General features: G+C 47.6%; 13 protein-coding genes. 4 read left to right on the forward strand and 9 right to left on the reverse strand.

The genetic code is table 11. The features are described 5' to 3' along the window. Positions 1 to 2: 2 nt before the first annotated feature. The 6 genes from EJL04_RS12220 to EJL04_RS12245 are packed head-to-tail and all read right to left on the reverse strand — an operon-like array spanning position 3 to position 10,650. Positions 3 to 1,952, reverse strand: coding sequence for an SIR2 family NAD-dependent protein deacylase (locus EJL04_RS12220; protein ID WP_125105111.1), 1,950 nt, complete (start codon positions 1,950 to 1,952; stop codon positions 3 to 5). 12 nt (positions 1,953 to 1,964) lie between these two features. Next, positions 1,965 to 5,537 (reverse strand): BREX-1 system adenine-specific DNA-methyltransferase PglX, encoded by a 3,573-nt coding sequence (gene pglX / locus EJL04_RS12225; protein WP_125105112.1) that lies wholly within the window; start codon positions 5,535 to 5,537, stop codon positions 1,965 to 1,967. A 2-nt stretch (positions 5,538 to 5,539) separates the two neighbouring features. Next, on the reverse strand, positions 5,540 to 9,193 hold the full coding sequence (gene brxC / locus EJL04_RS12230; protein ID WP_125105113.1) for a BREX system P-loop protein BrxC: 3,654 nt from the start codon (positions 9,191 to 9,193) through the stop codon (positions 5,540 to 5,542). Positions 9,194 to 9,203: 10 nt separating this feature from the next. Next, complete coding sequence (locus tag EJL04_RS12235) at positions 9,204 to 9,812, reverse strand: DUF1788 domain-containing protein (RefSeq protein WP_239466172.1); 609 nt, start codon at positions 9,810 to 9,812, stop codon at positions 9,204 to 9,206. Further along, positions 9,809 to 10,450 (reverse strand): BrxA family protein, encoded by a 642-nt coding sequence (locus EJL04_RS12240; RefSeq protein ID WP_241209993.1) that lies wholly within the window; start codon positions 10,448 to 10,450, stop codon positions 9,809 to 9,811. The genes EJL04_RS12235 and EJL04_RS12240 overlap by 4 nt, the downstream gene beginning before the upstream one ends. After that, a complete protein-coding gene (locus tag EJL04_RS12245; protein ID WP_022384501.1) occupies positions 10,447 to 10,650 on the reverse strand; it encodes a helix-turn-helix transcriptional regulator in 204 nt (67 codons plus the stop codon). Before EJL04_RS12245 ends, EJL04_RS12240 begins: the two co-directional genes overlap by 4 nt. A 708-nt stretch (positions 10,651 to 11,358) precedes the next feature. Between EJL04_RS12245 and EJL04_RS12255 the strand changes: the two genes are divergently transcribed. The 4 genes from EJL04_RS12255 to EJL04_RS12270 all read left to right on the forward strand — a co-directional run bounded on the left by EJL04_RS12255 (position 11,359) and on the right by EJL04_RS12270 (position 12,528). Continuing rightward, a complete protein-coding gene (locus tag EJL04_RS12255; RefSeq protein ID WP_087250977.1) occupies positions 11,359 to 11,553 on the forward strand; it encodes a hypothetical protein in 195 nt (64 codons plus the stop codon). Positions 11,554 to 11,565: 12 nt separating this feature from the next. After that, on the forward strand, positions 11,566 to 11,733 hold the full coding sequence (locus tag EJL04_RS12260) for a hypothetical protein (protein ID WP_022384503.1): 168 nt from the start codon (positions 11,566 to 11,568) through the stop codon (positions 11,731 to 11,733). Between the two features lies 1 nt (position 11,734). After that, a complete protein-coding gene (locus EJL04_RS12265; protein ID WP_125105114.1) occupies positions 11,735 to 12,091 on the forward strand; it encodes a DUF2958 domain-containing protein in 357 nt (118 codons plus the stop codon). Between the two features lie 68 nt (positions 12,092 to 12,159). Next, entirely contained in the window at positions 12,160 to 12,528 is a 369-nt protein-coding gene (locus tag EJL04_RS12270) for a hypothetical protein (protein WP_125105115.1), read from the forward strand. Between the two features lie 62 nt (positions 12,529 to 12,590). On the opposite strand, the gene EJL04_RS12275 is transcribed toward EJL04_RS12270, so the two are convergent. The 3 genes from EJL04_RS12275 to EJL04_RS12285 all read right to left on the reverse strand — a co-directional run bounded on the left by EJL04_RS12275 (position 12,591) and on the right by EJL04_RS12285 (position 15,189). Further along, positions 12,591 to 12,824 (reverse strand): helix-turn-helix domain-containing protein, encoded by a 234-nt coding sequence (locus EJL04_RS12275; protein ID WP_022384507.1) that lies wholly within the window; start codon positions 12,822 to 12,824, stop codon positions 12,591 to 12,593. 521 nt (positions 12,825 to 13,345) lie between these two features. Then, the gene (locus EJL04_RS12280) at positions 13,346 to 13,972 is read right to left on the reverse strand and encodes an RloB family protein (protein WP_241209994.1); all 627 of its coding nucleotides are present in this window, start codon (positions 13,970 to 13,972) and stop codon (positions 13,346 to 13,348) included. 2 nt (positions 13,973 to 13,974) lie between these two features. Then, on the reverse strand, positions 13,975 to 15,189 hold the full coding sequence (locus tag EJL04_RS12285) for an AAA family ATPase (protein ID WP_125105117.1): 1,215 nt from the start codon (positions 15,187 to 15,189) through the stop codon (positions 13,975 to 13,977). Positions 15,190 to 15,466: the final 277 nt, after the last annotated feature.

The following is a 15,466-nucleotide window of genomic DNA, read 5'->3' on the forward strand; positions in this document are numbered from 1 at the left end:
AATCAATTCATTTTAATTATTGCATCCAATGGTTTCATGTCTGGGAACTCTTCAGACATAGATTTTCCTGAAAGTAGTAACAAAAATGTTGGTCTATCGTAGTGAAACTCTATAAAAATTAGACCATTCTCTTCTTTTTGAATATTTGTAATTTGGCAAGAATTAAGTATTCTATATCCAAATGGAATATTAAAGGTTCGATTATTCAATTCATACTTAAATACCCTTTCGTCTGTTGTTACAATAGAAATATGGTCATTTACTTTGAATGATTCAATAAGTTCTCCTCCTTTTTCTGTTTTCGTAGAAAAATTGAGTCCATCTTTATCATCACAACGAACATTTATGGGTTCTCGGTACAGATATGAACATATGTATGCTGCAATCCGCCAACTTTGTTCGGTACATTCATTATAGACTTTGAATTTTTTTCCGATAGCCAGTTCTATTCGTTTTATATCTTTGTAATACCGTTTAAAACATTCATAATTATTATCCTCAAGACTTTGTAGTGGACTTGTTAAATTTAATGGAAATTTTGAAAGCTCTTGAATAATAAAAGCTTCATTTGCAAATAAAGCACATGGCACCTCTATCCACTTTATAGCATTATCGTTATTCTTATATTGTTTCTTGAAGTCAAAATTAAATGTAACTGTTGCAGGAGAACCTTCTTGAAAAACATGAAGTTCTATTCTCATAAAATAAACGTCGCAATCAACATAGAATCTTATCGCTTTATCGTTCAAAAGATAAACCTTTGCCGTAACTGTTTCAAGAAAGTCTCTCGATGGAATTTGGAAAGTTAAATCAAATTTTTTTTCAACAGGAGAAACAAGAATTTCTTTAATATCACTTGTGAGGACTACGCCATTAACAAGGTGTTGACATTTCAGTAGATTTTCTCCCGCAATTCTAAAACAAGGTCTTTGTGGGAAGAATTGATTCGATACAAGTTCTCCATCCTTTTCAAAATCGAGATTTTTCAGTTTTTCACCAATTTCAGCCTTAACAGACATCTGTATTTGATGTAGCAACGGCTTTTCGGTTGTCGATTCTACATTTTTTATAGCATTATTTCCTTGAACAGGAGTTTGAACTGTGGGAAGAATCTGATAGGATTTTAAGAATCGTGTGCAAGTTTCTCCGGAAATATATTTATTTTTGAAGTCCTCAGTAATATGCTCTTTCAACTCCTCTATAAGTTGCGTCAAAAAAACATTGGCTACGGCATCAAAATAATGCACCTTCAATTCTTTCAGCTTTTCCTGCTTTTCTGGTGAAATGCCTGGAGCAATTAAAAACATTTCATTTTGATTGTTTCCTTGTGCATCTGAAACCTTTTGGATTATGTCAAGTATGTTATTGTCTTCAAGGCTATATCCAATAAATAGAATATTCTTTGTTGCAAACTCAGTCTTTACCAAATCCCACATTATCGGATTTTTACTGGCAGTAAAAAACTGTTTATAGTCATCGGAAGTAATAACTACCGAATCAGGATCTGTAAAATCTCCATGGACTTTTACAACGGTAAAAGGCTTATTCATATAAGCACAATCAGCATCATTTCTGACCACGCATACATCATTTTTTGCATAAGAATCTTCTAGTAGGGTGTCATAATTTGTAGTAAAGATTCTTCTAAAGTGTGGAATCTTTGCTAACAAATTATGGTCATCCATACATGTAGGCTCAAAATCAAAAGCCTTTCTCAATATCCTCATCAGCGGATTCCTACTGCCTAAATGGATTTCATTAACAAAAAAGTTTGATAAATCAGCAAGACTATCATTTTCATGGGATTTTCTTTTTTCTGTATCGTAAATTCTTTCTAAAATAGACTTTTGGAGATCCCAAACAGATGGGGCACCGGCTTCCTTAGAGAAACCAGCGCCTATAAATAGCGATACTTGTTCGCGTCTAACTAATGAGATAAGCTCTTCAAACATACTTTTTCCTATTTATTTCAATTTCGCCAACACATCTCCGAACTTGGCATAGTTTACTACCACGCCATCGTCCAAGTCGAAGGCTATTTGCTCGTCGGCCACGGTGTGCAGGCAGTCGTGATACTCGCGGCACTCGGCAATTTGTCGCGTGATGCTGTCTAATTGCTTGCGCTCACGAGCATTGAGGTTGGCGGCGTTGGCTTCCATCTCGGATTGTTTCTGCACCAGCCATTCGATGTGGGGAAGGAGGTACTTCGTGCGGATGCGCTCCGCCGTGTAGGCGTTCATGCGGTGCATGTAAGCCAGGCATTGGAATGCACCTTTCTTTGACGAGAACAACCAATAGATGGGGCGGTTCTGGTACATCTTTTTGTGGTCTTTCCAGAAGTCTTTCACGAAATAGTCGTCAAGGCTCTTACCCAAAGCGGCTTCTACACAGTTGAGATTGTCCACCAAGGTATCTTCGCCGAAGGCCACCACGAGCCAACGCTTGAACATCACCGTGGCATTATCTGCAAAGTCTGTATCACTGGGCATCAACGGCAAAATGCCGTCCTCGTCAATGTTCCATTGCTGGCCATTGAAGGTATAAGGAGCTGTTTCCTCTGCTGTAGGTTCAGGATGGGCTATGTGCAAGCCGAGCTTGTCGAGACGATAGCGGCCCAGCATACAGCCTACGGCATAACTTATAAGCTGTTTCGCAATTACATCATCTTGCCAATCAAGGTAATATTTCCCGGAAACAGTTAGACCAGCACCTGTTTCGTCGGTAATAATACTTCCGTCTTCTGTGGTTAAAAGATATTCATTGGTTACTTTAACTTCGCCTTGCTGTAGGATAGTTACCTCACTCAGAGGCACGTCGGGCGTCAGTTCGTCCTCCAGGCCATATATCTCGATAAACTGGCGGTTCAGCTCCTCCTCGTTGGCATGAAGTTGGAGGAATTGCTCCGTCCAATGCTCCCGGTAGGCATCCATCAGGTCGGACAGGCGGTGCGAACCTTCACCCTGCTCCTTGCCGAGACGGACGAGTTCGTTCTCTTGGAAGTCCCAAGAGGTTTCGTGGGCGTCCCAGTCGGATTTGGAGATGGAGATGTTTTGGGAAACGAGGAGGTCAATATTATTAGTAGTTGAAGGAATTTTTATCGGCATCTTTTTTATATCTCCTGCATTGCAATTTAATGTGGGAGATATTATCGTAAGGCACTTAGATAAAACTTTACTATTTAGTAATCCATGATAGAAGTCATACGAACGTTCATCTTTAACAATGCAAACCATACCAGCATTAGAGAAAATTGCTCCTGCAATATGCTCTCTGACACAAAAATGTGTTGAGCTTATTGCATTCCAAGTTATTCCTTTTCGGAAATATAACTCTTTTGAAGGAAGATGATTTCCCATAGAAGATAAAATGCTTATGCTTTCTTTATCAAAAGAGATAACATATTCATTATTACCATACCACTTTCGAAAGCTTCCACCTTTATTAAAAGGATACCACTTCTTATTTAGAATTAAAGCTTCATCAAAAGATTGACATTCTAAAAAGAACTTTTTAGAATCAACTTCAGTCCAAAATCTAACAAAGCGAGATGTGTCGCCAGAAGCCATTCCTTGTCTAACATATGATTCTGTATCTAAGATTCTATTTTTGAATGCCTCAATCATCTTCTCACTCACCCAATACCCAATCGGGCTTCCCGGAATCTTCTCGAAGTTCTGTTGGGAGACGTGGGGATAGCCATTCTCTCCGGCGAGAAACATCCGCTCCTTATCCCCACAGTTCTTACCATCGACCAATCGGAAGTAGGTTCCTGTGGTGTATGGCGTATGCTTGGTTACCACAAAAGCCGTGTTCTGCACCACCTCGCCCGACAGTTCATCGAATGTGCGAGGCCCCAAGTGCAGCATACTGTCTATCTGCAAGGTTTCAAGCAAATGGGTACGCAACTTCTCAAACGAAGAAAGGAACATCCAGCTTTGCATATTAATCATGCCATACTTCCCGTTCTCTGCCAACCGTTCCTCTGCCACTTGCATAAACACGGAGAACAAGTCCGCCTTCCCTGCCTCGTAGTTCTTCTTCACATAGTTAGACAACACGGCATTCATATTGCCACCACCCATATAAGGCGGATTCATCACCAAAGCGTGATACCGTTCCGTCAATGCCAAAATGATGCGCATGTAGGGCAGCAAGCCACTTACACTCTCACCGGGCATCGTTTGCTGTTCGTACTCCTCCGTGCGGACAGCAAGGATGTTGCGTGTGCGCTCCGAGAGGCCGAACTTCATGATGCTGCCCAAGTTGTCCGCCTCGTCCATCAAGCATACGGCATCGGCCAGTTCCGTGATGGCTTCGCCGTTGTCCGTCATGATATAATCGGCCAACGCACGGGTCAGATGCTCCTTATCGGGATAAGGCTGCGGCATGTCCAGCACACGGGGCATACAATGGCAGTCGGCAAAGGAGGCATCACGTTGGCAAGCCTTCAGCAGCAGGGCGAACTGCGCCAATTGCTTGGCGCGGGTGTCAATGTCAATGCCCGTCAGGTTGCGGCGGAAGATGTGCTCGATGGCCTCGCGGCGGCTGTAGCCCTCATTGATATATAAGGTATAAAGCATGTCGAACATTTCGCCCAGGATGTGGCCGGAACCACAGGCCAGGTCGACCAGGCGCAGGTCGGTCAGGTCGCCGTAACAGAGGATGCGGTCATCCGGGGTAGGCTCGGAGGGATTCACCAGATACTTCCAGTCTTGCGCCACCTCCGTCTCGTAAGGATTGTTGTCTAAGTAGATGCGTCCTACGGTGTTCTGCACCATGTACTTCACAATCCAGTTGGGCGTGAATATCTGCGTGGCGGCAGGAATCTCGCTGGCGGTGAATTTCCCCTTCGCGGCAAACACCTCGTCCTTCTTCTCGGCGATGTAGAACTGGTAGAGCCAGCCGATGAGTTCCGAGGAGCGGTAATCCTCCTCGGCGATAAAATCCGTGTGGTTGATGAGGTCTACAAAACCTCCCTCAGCCAGAATATTGGCCGGCAGCAGTAGTTCGGTGTAGTCGGCGATATGACCGAAGCAGCGGTGGAGGATGGGCGTGGCATGGCAGAAGGCCGTGATGAGCAGGCTGAACTGTTCCGCCGTCCGGCTGTCATCGTCGAGCAGCGGCATCAGTCGGCTCCGCTCTTCCTCGTTCATCTGCGGCAAGCGTCCCTGCCGTGCCTCGCTCACAATGAGCGGCACATAGACACCAGGACTCTCATACTGCAATACGGGCGGTATCAGCCCGTTCTTGGTCATGATGCGGATGGCCATCAATCGGTTAAACCACGTATAGGCAGCTTCCTCCACCACGTCCTTCAGTCCATGCCGGCGGATGGCGGCGGCCAAGGATTGCCACTTATGATAGAAATCTTCCGTCACGGTGTCGCCCATAAAGGTGGCGCCGCCGCCCAACAGTTGCGGCTCTTCCACGGGCGTACCGTCCGCCCGGAAGCCGAGGGCGGTAAAGCGGTGCACCACGCCCTGCATCAATATATTGCGTGCTTCGGTTGCGAAGCGTTTTAGTTTATTCGTTTCCATGCTTAGCTTACTATAATGTCGTTGTCTTCATTGATATACCGCATCAGTTGCACCTTGAGCGACTGCAAGTAGCGGTCTACATCGGCCTCGGTGTGCATCGGCTCGGTGGTATGCGTGTTCAAACGGACAATCTTCCGCACACGCGGCCTGGGCTGTGGAGGTACTGGCTGTCCGCCGTCATCGTGTACCGAGCCGCCCCCATTGTCAGGCGGTGTCGGAGGCATATAGGGCTTCGAAGGAATGGCGGCATTGATGCGGTGCATCTGTTCCTCGTAGAAAGCCGAGGTGTCGGCATTGGCCTGCAGGGCATAGAAGTTGTTAGTGCCCGTATTCAGGGAAATGGTGGTGTCGCGACGAGCGAACTTGTCGCGGCTCACGTGCATCTCTTCGGCATACTTCTCCAGTTCGTCGAACACGGCGTTGTAGCGGGCAGTGACGATTTCCACCAGTTCCTTGCGCTTCTGCTGCAGCTGTGCCTCGATGGCCTTTCTCATCTTGATGTAGGCAGGCATCTTCGTCCAAGGCTCTTCATCAGTGTGGATGGCACGCAGGGCGGCGACAGCCTCTTGTCCCTCAGCAGGAAGAAAATCGAAGTTGTCGCGGTTGTCATCAATGAACTTACGCACCCCGTTGTAGCGGTCGAACTGTTCGCCATAGAACATATTGATGCTCTTGCAGCGGTCGAACAGACAGGCGGCTTCGTCACGGGCGGCAATGATGGTCTCGAAGAACTTTTGAGGGTCGCGCACCGTGAGCCATTGCTCCATCAGCATAATGGCCTCGTCGATGGTATGCGCGAAGGGGCATCCGTTGATTTTACGTGAAAGGTCGCGATAGTTCTTCAATAGCTGGTTGAGCGCACTGTCCTCAGTCTCCTTGCAAGCCCGGAACAGCTCCGTGCAGTCGTTGCTGCCCTTCACGGAGACCACGTTGAAGATGTGCTTCCACGCCTCGATGAATGCGTTGAGCAGTTCCTGCGAGATGGCCTTGGCCCGTTCGACGGTGAACTTCGCGGCATCGCGCACAATGTTCCGGGCCGTGTCCTCACGGCTCACGTTGGGGTTGCCCATGTAGTTGTAGGCATAGAGATGGCGGCGCACCAACTCGTTCAGGAAATAGATGGTGGCGAAATCGCTCCAACCGTAAGGAACACGGGCAAACTGTCGCAAGGCATCGGCCACAGTAACATCGTGTGGCTGACGGTCGAGCCAGTTCTTCACCTTCTCTTCCGCCGCAGTGGGAGTCACAAGCAGACCCGGATCTATCGGGCGGAGTATCTTGGCTGACAGTTCGGGGTTGGTGCGTGGCACTTCCCGATTGTCTGCGAGCTTGGCGAATGGATAAAGCGTCTCCATGTGTCGAGCCAGGAGGGTTTTGTAACGCTCAGCCTTCCGTGCCGTTCCCGTCTCGGAAGGTGAGAGGGCATTGGCGCAGGAGATGACGGGACAGGTGTCGAGCATCTGCTGGAACTGGGGCTTGATTTCCTTTTCGTAAAGTTCCTTGGCACGTTGCTTGAAGATTTCCTTGGTGCGCTGGCGTTCCTCGCTGATGGCAGGCTCCTGGGCGAACCGCTGCACCCGGCAATAGTAAAGGAAGTTGGCGCGGAGTTCCTGGTTCTCCTTGAACAACGGGTAAAGGAAGAACACCAAGTGGGTGCCTTGCGGACTGTTGTTCAGGCTGAAGGCATACTGGTCGGGGTTGTCCGTGCTGGCCGTTGTCACGAAGTCCACTTGGATGTCCGCATTATTACTGAGGTAATTCCGTCCGTCGATGCTGATGCCCACCGTGAAGGAACGGGTGGCGAACTGCTCCTTGTTGGACGGATTGCCGAAATGGGCGAAGAAGATATTGCGCAGCTCGTCGCTGTAGGTGTTGCTGTCCACCTGCTGGTTCTTGATAATCTGGGCCACCTTCGACTCTTCCTCGGTAAAGAACTCGTAGATTTCGCTACCTGCGTCGGTCTTCACCTTCCGGATGACGGCCTTGTCGATGAGATAGGCCAGGACGGCAGACACTTCCTGCTTGATGGCCGCCTTGCTGGCATCCATTTTCGACATGAGCAGGGTGACCACATTGTCGATGGTGGCGGAGAACTGCTGCTTGTCCTCCTCCTTCAGGTTGCATATCATGAAGAGGATGTAGACCACGCGGCGGTAGAACGCCTGTTTCTTCTCGTCCTCGATGACATCGAGTGCCTGGCGTGCGTTCTCGAAAGCCCGCTGTCCCAGGTGCTGCATGGAGCCTTGTACCATCGCGCCAAAGAACTTGTCGAACGGGATGAACTCGCCCACCTCCATGTCCTGCGTCTCACGGGCGATGGAATAGGTAATGTTGATGAGCGAACGCTCGTTGCCCTTCACCTGCTTGTCCACATAGTTCATGGTCTCGAAGGAGTCGAGCACCTTCTTGATGAGCTGGAACTGATAGGGTACGAACGGATAGTAAGCCACGAAGTTGTCCTTGTCGTGATAGGTCTTGTAGGTGCTGGGCAGGACAAACTGCGCGTCGAGCTTGGCCTTGTCCTTCGCATACATGTCGGCCAGCATCACTTCCGCTTCGCCTTTCTTGTCGAGGATACGCTTCTGCGTGATATATTCCGGCGAAGTGCCTTGCAGGGAAGCGCGTACCTCGAAACGTCCGAGAATCTTTCCGACCTCATCCTCCGGGTTGGTGGTGCTGCCGCCCACGTGGCTCACCACCTCTTCCAGTGTCTGTTGGGCGGTGCAGGCTATCCATACCCGCGACTCGCAGACTTCTTCCAACCGCTTGACCAGCGATTGGAGTTGTAGCAGGAGGTCGCGGTGCTCGCCAATGAACTGGCTCACCTCATCGACAAAGAAGAGCAAGCGGAAGTTGCGGTTGTGCTTGGCGTCAATATATTCCTTCATCTCCGCCGCAAACGATTCCACAGATACGTTGATGTCGTTGTTTAGAATTTTGGTACGAATAACATCTGTAGCCAGCGTGGGGTCTACCTCCTTGGCCATCTGCAAGGCCAGGTCTAACCGCCCGGCGGCAAAACGTGAGATGTTACGTTCCCAATCATAACCTTTGGATTTCAGATAATCCTTGAACTCGCCGAACTTGCCGTCATCGTCCAACGCCTTTTCCAGATACTGCGCCAAAGCGAGGTTGAACGAATTGTAGCCACGCTGCGCGTTGAACTGGTTCCAGAAGATGGTGGTGAATGCCTGGGCCTGGTTGGCGTTGGCATCGTGTACGTCGCCGATGTTGAACATCACCATCTGCACATCGGCCTGTGTGGAATACCATTTCTTCAACGCTTGGATTTCAGAAAGGGAAACGCCGTGGTCGTCGAGCTTGGTCATGCCATTGGAATTGCGCATGATTTCCTCGATGGCTTCTTCCAGACGCATGAAAGCCATTTCGCTGTAATGGGCATTGAGGCAGTAGCTGACATATTTCAGGAAGTGGGACTTACCCGTACCGAAATAGCCGTTAATCCAAATGCCTACGTGGCTGCCTTGGTTCTGGCGGATATTGACCAGGATGTCATAGAGGTTGATGACGATTTCTTCGGTGAACACGTATTCCACGATTTCAGTCATCACGGTATCTTCACTGAGGTCGGATGCCGACACAGCCGGATTCACTTTGCGGTCGAGACCTTTTGAATATAGTTCTCTGAATTTCATATCGGAAGCGTTATTTGTTGACTAATAAGATGGCACGGTAGGTGTGGGAATCCTCCAGTATGTCGAATAAACTGAAGGAATTTCCCTCCTGATGTCCCGGATAGAAGAGGATAATCTTATACCGCGAGGTATCATTGTATTTCTCGTACCGGGTGAGAAACACGTTGGTACGCAGGTAAGGGAACATCTTGCCGATGCCGTGGATGAACACGTAAGGCTTGTTGTAGCCGTCGTTCAGAGCCATGTGGGCTTCAATCTTATCGCGCACAAAGCGGATGAAGTTGTCGGAGTTCGCCTCCGAAGTCAGTTCCGTGGTCACCATATCGGGATGGAGCCTGTCGCCCTCGAACGTGTCTTCCAGCAACGACGTGTCGCCGAACTTCTCATTCTGGAGATACTCGCAGAACACGCGGAACAAATCCAACACCAGGGCGTTGACAAAGTTGGTGGGACGCTCCAGCTTCTTCTTGAACTCCTGTATCTGCCGACGCATCTCGTATTCCTGGCTGGCAGGATACTGGTATATGTAATAGTTGTAGAAGATGTTGCCGCTCTTTTCATCGAGGAACAGCGGCGAACAAAGATACTCATACAACTCGTCTACGGTCATTCTCTTCATGGCAAATGGGATTTGATTTCGTTAATCTCATACGGATAAAGGAAACAGGCTTCCAGAAACCATTCCTCGCCCGTATGGATGTAATAAGCCGATTCTTCCGGACAGGGCCTGACCGGAGTCAGCTCGTCCGTTTTCTCCTGCAGCAGTCCGGTCTGCCGCAGGATGGTCAGATAGCAGCTGGCACATTTCTTTTTCGTGGCAGCTGACCAGCCGTCCACAAAAGCATCGTGCGCGGAGATTTCGTTGAACTCCATCTGTATGTCGTCAGCCGTGAGCTTATGGTCAATGGAGTTCCACTTCTTCATGGCCACATTGACATGAAAGTCAAATACGAGCTTATAGGCTTTCAGGATGGCATAAAACAGGCCAGCCCTTTGCCCTGCTTCGCTCCAATGCTGCCATTCTCTCCAGAATTGTGCCGGTACGGCTGCATAACGCCGCTTGAATTCCACAGCAAAACGCTGGCGCGAGGTGCGGGAATTGACTTGAAGGATCTGGTTGTTTTCAACCTCTTCCTTCAACAGACTTTCAGCATCCGCACTCATCAAGACGGGAAGGATGCGTTTGAACTCATAATAGAGAAACGTGCATCCCGTCAGGGAAGTATATGGACTATTGTTCTTTTGCATACAAATCATTCCTGGCGTATTAAATCATTTACTGTCACACCGAGGCATTTGGCAATCTCGATGAGGGTTTCCAAGTTGGGTTGTGCACTGTTGGTACACCACTTTGAAATGGTTGCCGGGTCTTTGCCTAACTGCTCTGCCAGCCATTTATTGGTACGTTTCTTTTCGGCAAGCACCACCTTCAACCGATTTAAGTCTTTATTTTCCATATTGCATCAGTATGTATATGGCTACAAAGATAATAAAATTACTACAAGAACATTCTAATATTGGAAAGAAACATCTGAATCAATCAAGAAAATGCTAATTTCGTCAATTATCTGCCACTCGCTACTTCTTGTTTCTTTTCCCGAAATACATTCAATAACATTTTGCGGACTTCTTCTGTCTTATGCATAAAGCCATCCTACTTACTCCGTGTCAATGACACCAAGTAAATTCGTCTGATAGGAATTTACAACGGTTTGGGTGTCCCAATCCGTTGCCACAGAGAGAGCCTGCAAGACTCCACTACATTCCATTTCGCAGGCTCTCACAATGGCAACGGTATTTGGAAAACAGATTGGACTGGGATGCTATCCTATGAATAGGACTTGCTTTATGGAGTTTTTCTTAGCCACCTTTGGGCATCTTGGCCGGGTACGTTTTACCGTGCAAAACTACTGCGGACGGGAGAAATGTCAAGCACCGTCATGGGCTTTCGGCTGGAGGGCTTGACGGAAGCCTTCCGCAAATTTTCTCGTCCCTCCAAAATTGGGGTATTCCGTCCGCACTCTCCGGCCTCATACTTGCCTTATTCTCCCTTGTGTCCGCAGTGGCCATTTGCACGTAAAACGGTATTCCCGGCCAAGAAGCTCAAAGGAGCTTCACAAAAGGGAAAAGTATCAGATTTCACCAACTCTTAAAAACAAGGATTTATGCGGACAAGAAGAATGACTATCGAGCAAGGCCGGAGAGTGGGCATAGACCGCTTTCCCAACTTCCACAAAAGCGGAAGCGTCAGGGGCATGAAACGGCTGTACTACGGCAAGGACTGCCTGTTGGTACGTTGTGGCAGCTACATCTACAATGTTTCCGCTGAACTGAGAATTTACTATCAAGCAACCATCTAAAACTTTTCAATTATGTATGAAACAGATTTTCCCGAATACGGGCAGCAATGCGAACTGGTCACACCGTGGCGTGGCTACCATCGCGGAACGATTGTGGGCAGGACTGCAAAAGGCTTTATCGTGCAGTTCAGCAGCGGAGCGGAAATAGAAGTGTATGACGACGAAATAGAATTTGACTGATATGAGCAGACTGATGACACCCCGGTTGGAGGAAGCCTTGGAAGGCTATCCCCTTTATTCCCAGGACGGCAAGGGAAAAGAAGCGGTTTGCCGTGCCATCTTCGCTCTTGGAGCGGTACGCTGGTTCATCCTTGAAGGTGAGAGAGAAGAGAACGACACTATCCTCTTTGGCATCGTGGTAGGACTTGCGGAGGACGAATACGGCTATATCTCTCTTAACGAATTGTCGGAAGTGGAGCTTGACCTTACGGCACAAGGCTTGGGTAAGCTACAAGTAAGGCTACAGGAGAATTTTACTCCTACGCCGTTAAAGAACTTGCAGGACTTCCGTCTGCAACAGTTCTTAGCCAGATTTTAACATTAAAATAACCCGTCAGCCATGGTGCAATCAACCGAGTGCCACGGCTGACATAAACATCAATAACCATGCGAACGAGAAACAAGATTATAAAGGAAGTCATCCAATGTGCAGAGGCAAACGGATGGCATGTGGATGCAGAGAAGCATCAGGACAAGAATATCGTCATTTTTGAGTTTTCCCAATTCACTCCTGCCGGACAGGATTTCTTCTTTTCTGCCACGATGCAAGGACGCAGCCTTGAAAGTCTGGTAAGCGATATGGAAGAGTATTACGAGGGTTTTGACGCTGATTCGGAAGCCTATCTATGGCTGGACGGTAACGGACACGGCAAAAATGGCGCACCTTACCGAATGAAGGATGTACTGGCCGACATGGAAGCGGCGGAGGGTATGGTCTGTAAACTGCTTGAAGCGGTCAGGGGGCTGGCAGATTGACCACGAATACAAACATGGCCTGCTATATCTCTATTGGTGTGGCAGGCTATGAAATTTTCATCCTATCTCCGTTTGCGCCCTTTCTTCGGGAGGCCGGCAGTCTTGTAGGCAATCAGGTCATCACCACGGAATTGTATTCTCTGGTTGTCCTGCATCCGGAAGAACGGCAACGGCCTTTCCGTATGGGTAATGTAATCATAGATGGTACACCGGTGTATGCCGAGGAAACGCGCCGCATCGCTTACCGAATACGACTGTTCCGGCTTTATCTCTGAAAAATGTTTGCATATATCCATATCCACTTTGTTTTGGCATTAAAGATACAATGCCGAAAATCAAAATGAAACAGGTTAAACATGGGAATACCACGTAGTTTGTAGGATTTTCAGGGAATATGTGTCCGTCTGTTCAGAAAGGTAATCATCTTTACATGAAATGGCAACGGGACAAAAATCTAAAAAACAGATAGGCATATATATTTCAGCGTTGACAAGGTTGACAAGAAAGCCAATGTACAAACTTGATTATACAGTTTACCAGAAATGCTTATTATTCAATACTTTATCTTTTTTTCTTATAGAAATAAGAATAAATATAGATACGTGTGTTTTTGTCAACCATTGGCTACAAAATTCATAGGATTTTCAAAAGCGTCAACGCTTGTCAACGTTTGTCAACGCATCGTTTTTGATGCAAGTAACTGATACGATGCAACTTGTATCTTGTCAACAACGTCAATCCCAAAATGTGTGCAGATTATATTTCGAAATACGCCTTAAAATAAGGCCACCCAATTGGATGGCCTTAACGTGCATAATCAGATAAACTTGTTCAATTCCTCTACCAACAGATGTACGGTGGTGGAAGATTCTTCCATAGCCGGATTACCATGTGAGACATCGGCAAGAACGGCAGAGGCATTCTTAATGGCCTGCGACTGCAAGTGGAGCAATCGGTTATACATAATAGCCCCGAATCCTTCCGTCTTGGAATAGGGTATTCCTGAAAGCCTTGACAGCATGTCGGCATAACTGTTCCTGTGCAACGCCCCTTTGTAGAGATTGAAGTGCAGCAGGAACCAATATTCAAACGCCTGGTTGCTATAGGCCACCTTGAAACCGTTTTTTTCGGCCAGTGTAATGGCTTCATTGAAGTCCTTTGCAGGAAAATCGTCCTTGTCGAACACTACCCAGCACTGGTCATAAGTCCGCTTCTTCTTTTGGTCGGCGTCACGGATACTAATGGCCTTGCTCACAAGACTGGTCGTGTTCATTGCCTGGCCTACCGCCTTTACCGTGGCGGCGGTCATTCTGAAGGCCTTGAAATAATCCGGTTCCGTGCGGACACCTTCACATACGATGAGAAACGACTGCTTTACTTCTCTCGTGCTTTGGCGGCGTGTCAATGAAGCGGAACGATGGTCTTTCTTTTTTGTCTTTCCCATGGTCATCCCTCCGCCGTAAATATTGTTTCCATATCACCTATAATGGGCGTGGCACCGAACTTACCTTGCAGGTAATCCCGCTCGAAAAGTGAACTGCCACGCACTTTATACTCGGCCAGCGAATAGGCTTCTGTCGCGCCGAAACTATCCTTTTGAGTGAACCATACCTGGTCTCTGCGGAACAGACCTGCACTGAGCAGGAACGTATCATGGGTGGTAAACAGCAGTTGCGCTCCTTTGGAATTTGTCTCCGCCGAGTTGAAAAGCGTGATAATCTTGCGCACAAGCAACGGATGGAGTTTGGAGTCAAGCTCATCCACCACCAGACGTTTGCCATTGTCCAGCGCATCTATGATAGGATATGCCAAGGAGAAATATTTGATGGTTCCCTCGGATTCGTTTCCGTTAAACGAAAAGGCTACATTATGGGTCGCTTTTCCTTCATCATCGTACTGACGATGGCTGCTTACGATGCGGTTGTCAATCTTGGCTATGTTGTCTATGCCCAAATCCGCATATTTGGCGAAACGAACTATACGCTCACGCATCTTTTCATCGTCCAGATGCCTGATGGCTTGCGACCACATTTTCTCGTCCTCGCTACAGAACAGGACTTGTGTGTCGCCAAGCCAATGCAGGATATTGACGGCGGTCGTTTCGTTGAACTGGGCGGCAGTGGAGAGAAGAAGCGCGTTGCCGCGAACCATTTTCTTGTTGACCAAATCCTGTATCAACGGGCTTTTAGCATGAACGGTGGTTGTTTCCCCTTCGCGGTAGAATATCTCTACCTCTTTGGCACGTTTCCTGTTCATACGGCGGTAAAGCCATTCGGCATGTATAGCTTTGGGGGCTACCTCAAAGCCGTAACGGTAGATGTATTCACCGACGGCGAAGGTGGCCTCCATCGTGGTCGGCTCATGGGCGGTGGAAATGTTCAGGCGGAAGTTCTCCACGTCTATGCTTTCGCCAGCCTGGCTGTTCTTGAACGAATCCATGATGAAACGCTTGTAAAAAGCGATGGCCTTCAATACATTCGTTTTTCCTGAAGCGTTCGCCCCGTAAATCACCGCACTGCGCACGAGTGACAATCCCATGTCGGAAAGCGGAATGACATCATTAGGTTCCGAAAGGGATTCCTTTAGGGTAGTGGCCACGAAGGATAGTTTAAGTTCATCCTTTATGGACAGGAAATTGCTGACACAAAATTCGAGAATCATATATTTAACCTTGTTATTTGCTGATTTTTTGCAAATATACAAGTTTTCTTCCGTATTTGGTAAAGATAGCTGGATTTTCATATCTACTAAATTGATTTATTTCCTTAGTTTGAACTATTCAGCATTGGGCCAACCGGGTATTTTGCAGTAAAACAGCCTGAACTTATAATAGTAAAACTTGTCTTACATATTAGAGGACAAAAGCATGTCACGAAAGATGCCACGAGAAAATAACTGAACGTCAGATGATTGCGTTAGGTTTAATCCGTGAGAATAA

Source organism: Prevotella marseillensis (genome assembly GCF_900625065.1).
Taxonomy (GTDB): Bacteria; Bacteroidota; Bacteroidia; order Bacteroidales; family Bacteroidaceae; genus Prevotella; species Prevotella rara.

Coding starts and splice junctions, on each gene's coding strand:
- EJL04_RS12220 (WP_125105111.1), bottom strand. CDS start 1,952: ATGTTTGAAGAGCTTATCTCATTAGTTAGACGCGAACAAGTATCGCTA.
- pglX (WP_125105112.1), bottom strand. CDS start 5,537: ATGGAAACGAATAAACTAAAACGCTTCGCAACCGAAGCACGCAATATA.
- brxC (WP_125105113.1), bottom strand. CDS start 9,193: ATGAAATTCAGAGAACTATATTCAAAAGGTCTCGACCGCAAAGTGAAT.
- EJL04_RS12235 (WP_239466172.1), bottom strand. CDS start 9,812: ATGAAGAGAATGACCGTAGACGAGTTGTATGAGTATCTTTGTTCGCCG.
- EJL04_RS12240 (WP_241209993.1), bottom strand. CDS start 10,450: ATGATTTGTATGCAAAAGAACAATAGTCCATATACTTCCCTGACGGGA.
- EJL04_RS12245 (WP_022384501.1), bottom strand. CDS start 10,650: ATGGAAAATAAAGACTTAAATCGGTTGAAGGTGGTGCTTGCCGAAAAG.
- EJL04_RS12255 (WP_087250977.1), top strand. CDS start 11,359: ATGCGGACAAGAAGAATGACTATCGAGCAAGGCCGGAGAGTGGGCATA.
- EJL04_RS12260 (WP_022384503.1), top strand. CDS start 11,566: ATGTATGAAACAGATTTTCCCGAATACGGGCAGCAATGCGAACTGGTC.
- EJL04_RS12265 (WP_125105114.1), top strand. CDS start 11,735: ATGAGCAGACTGATGACACCCCGGTTGGAGGAAGCCTTGGAAGGCTAT.
- EJL04_RS12270 (WP_125105115.1), top strand. CDS start 12,160: ATGCGAACGAGAAACAAGATTATAAAGGAAGTCATCCAATGTGCAGAG.
- EJL04_RS12275 (WP_022384507.1), bottom strand. CDS start 12,824: ATGGATATATGCAAACATTTTTCAGAGATAAAGCCGGAACAGTCGTAT.
- EJL04_RS12280 (WP_241209994.1), bottom strand. CDS start 13,972: ATGGGAAAGACAAAAAAGAAAGACCATCGTTCCGCTTCATTGACACGC.
- EJL04_RS12285 (WP_125105117.1), bottom strand. CDS start 15,189: ATGATTCTCGAATTTTGTGTCAGCAATTTCCTGTCCATAAAGGATGAA.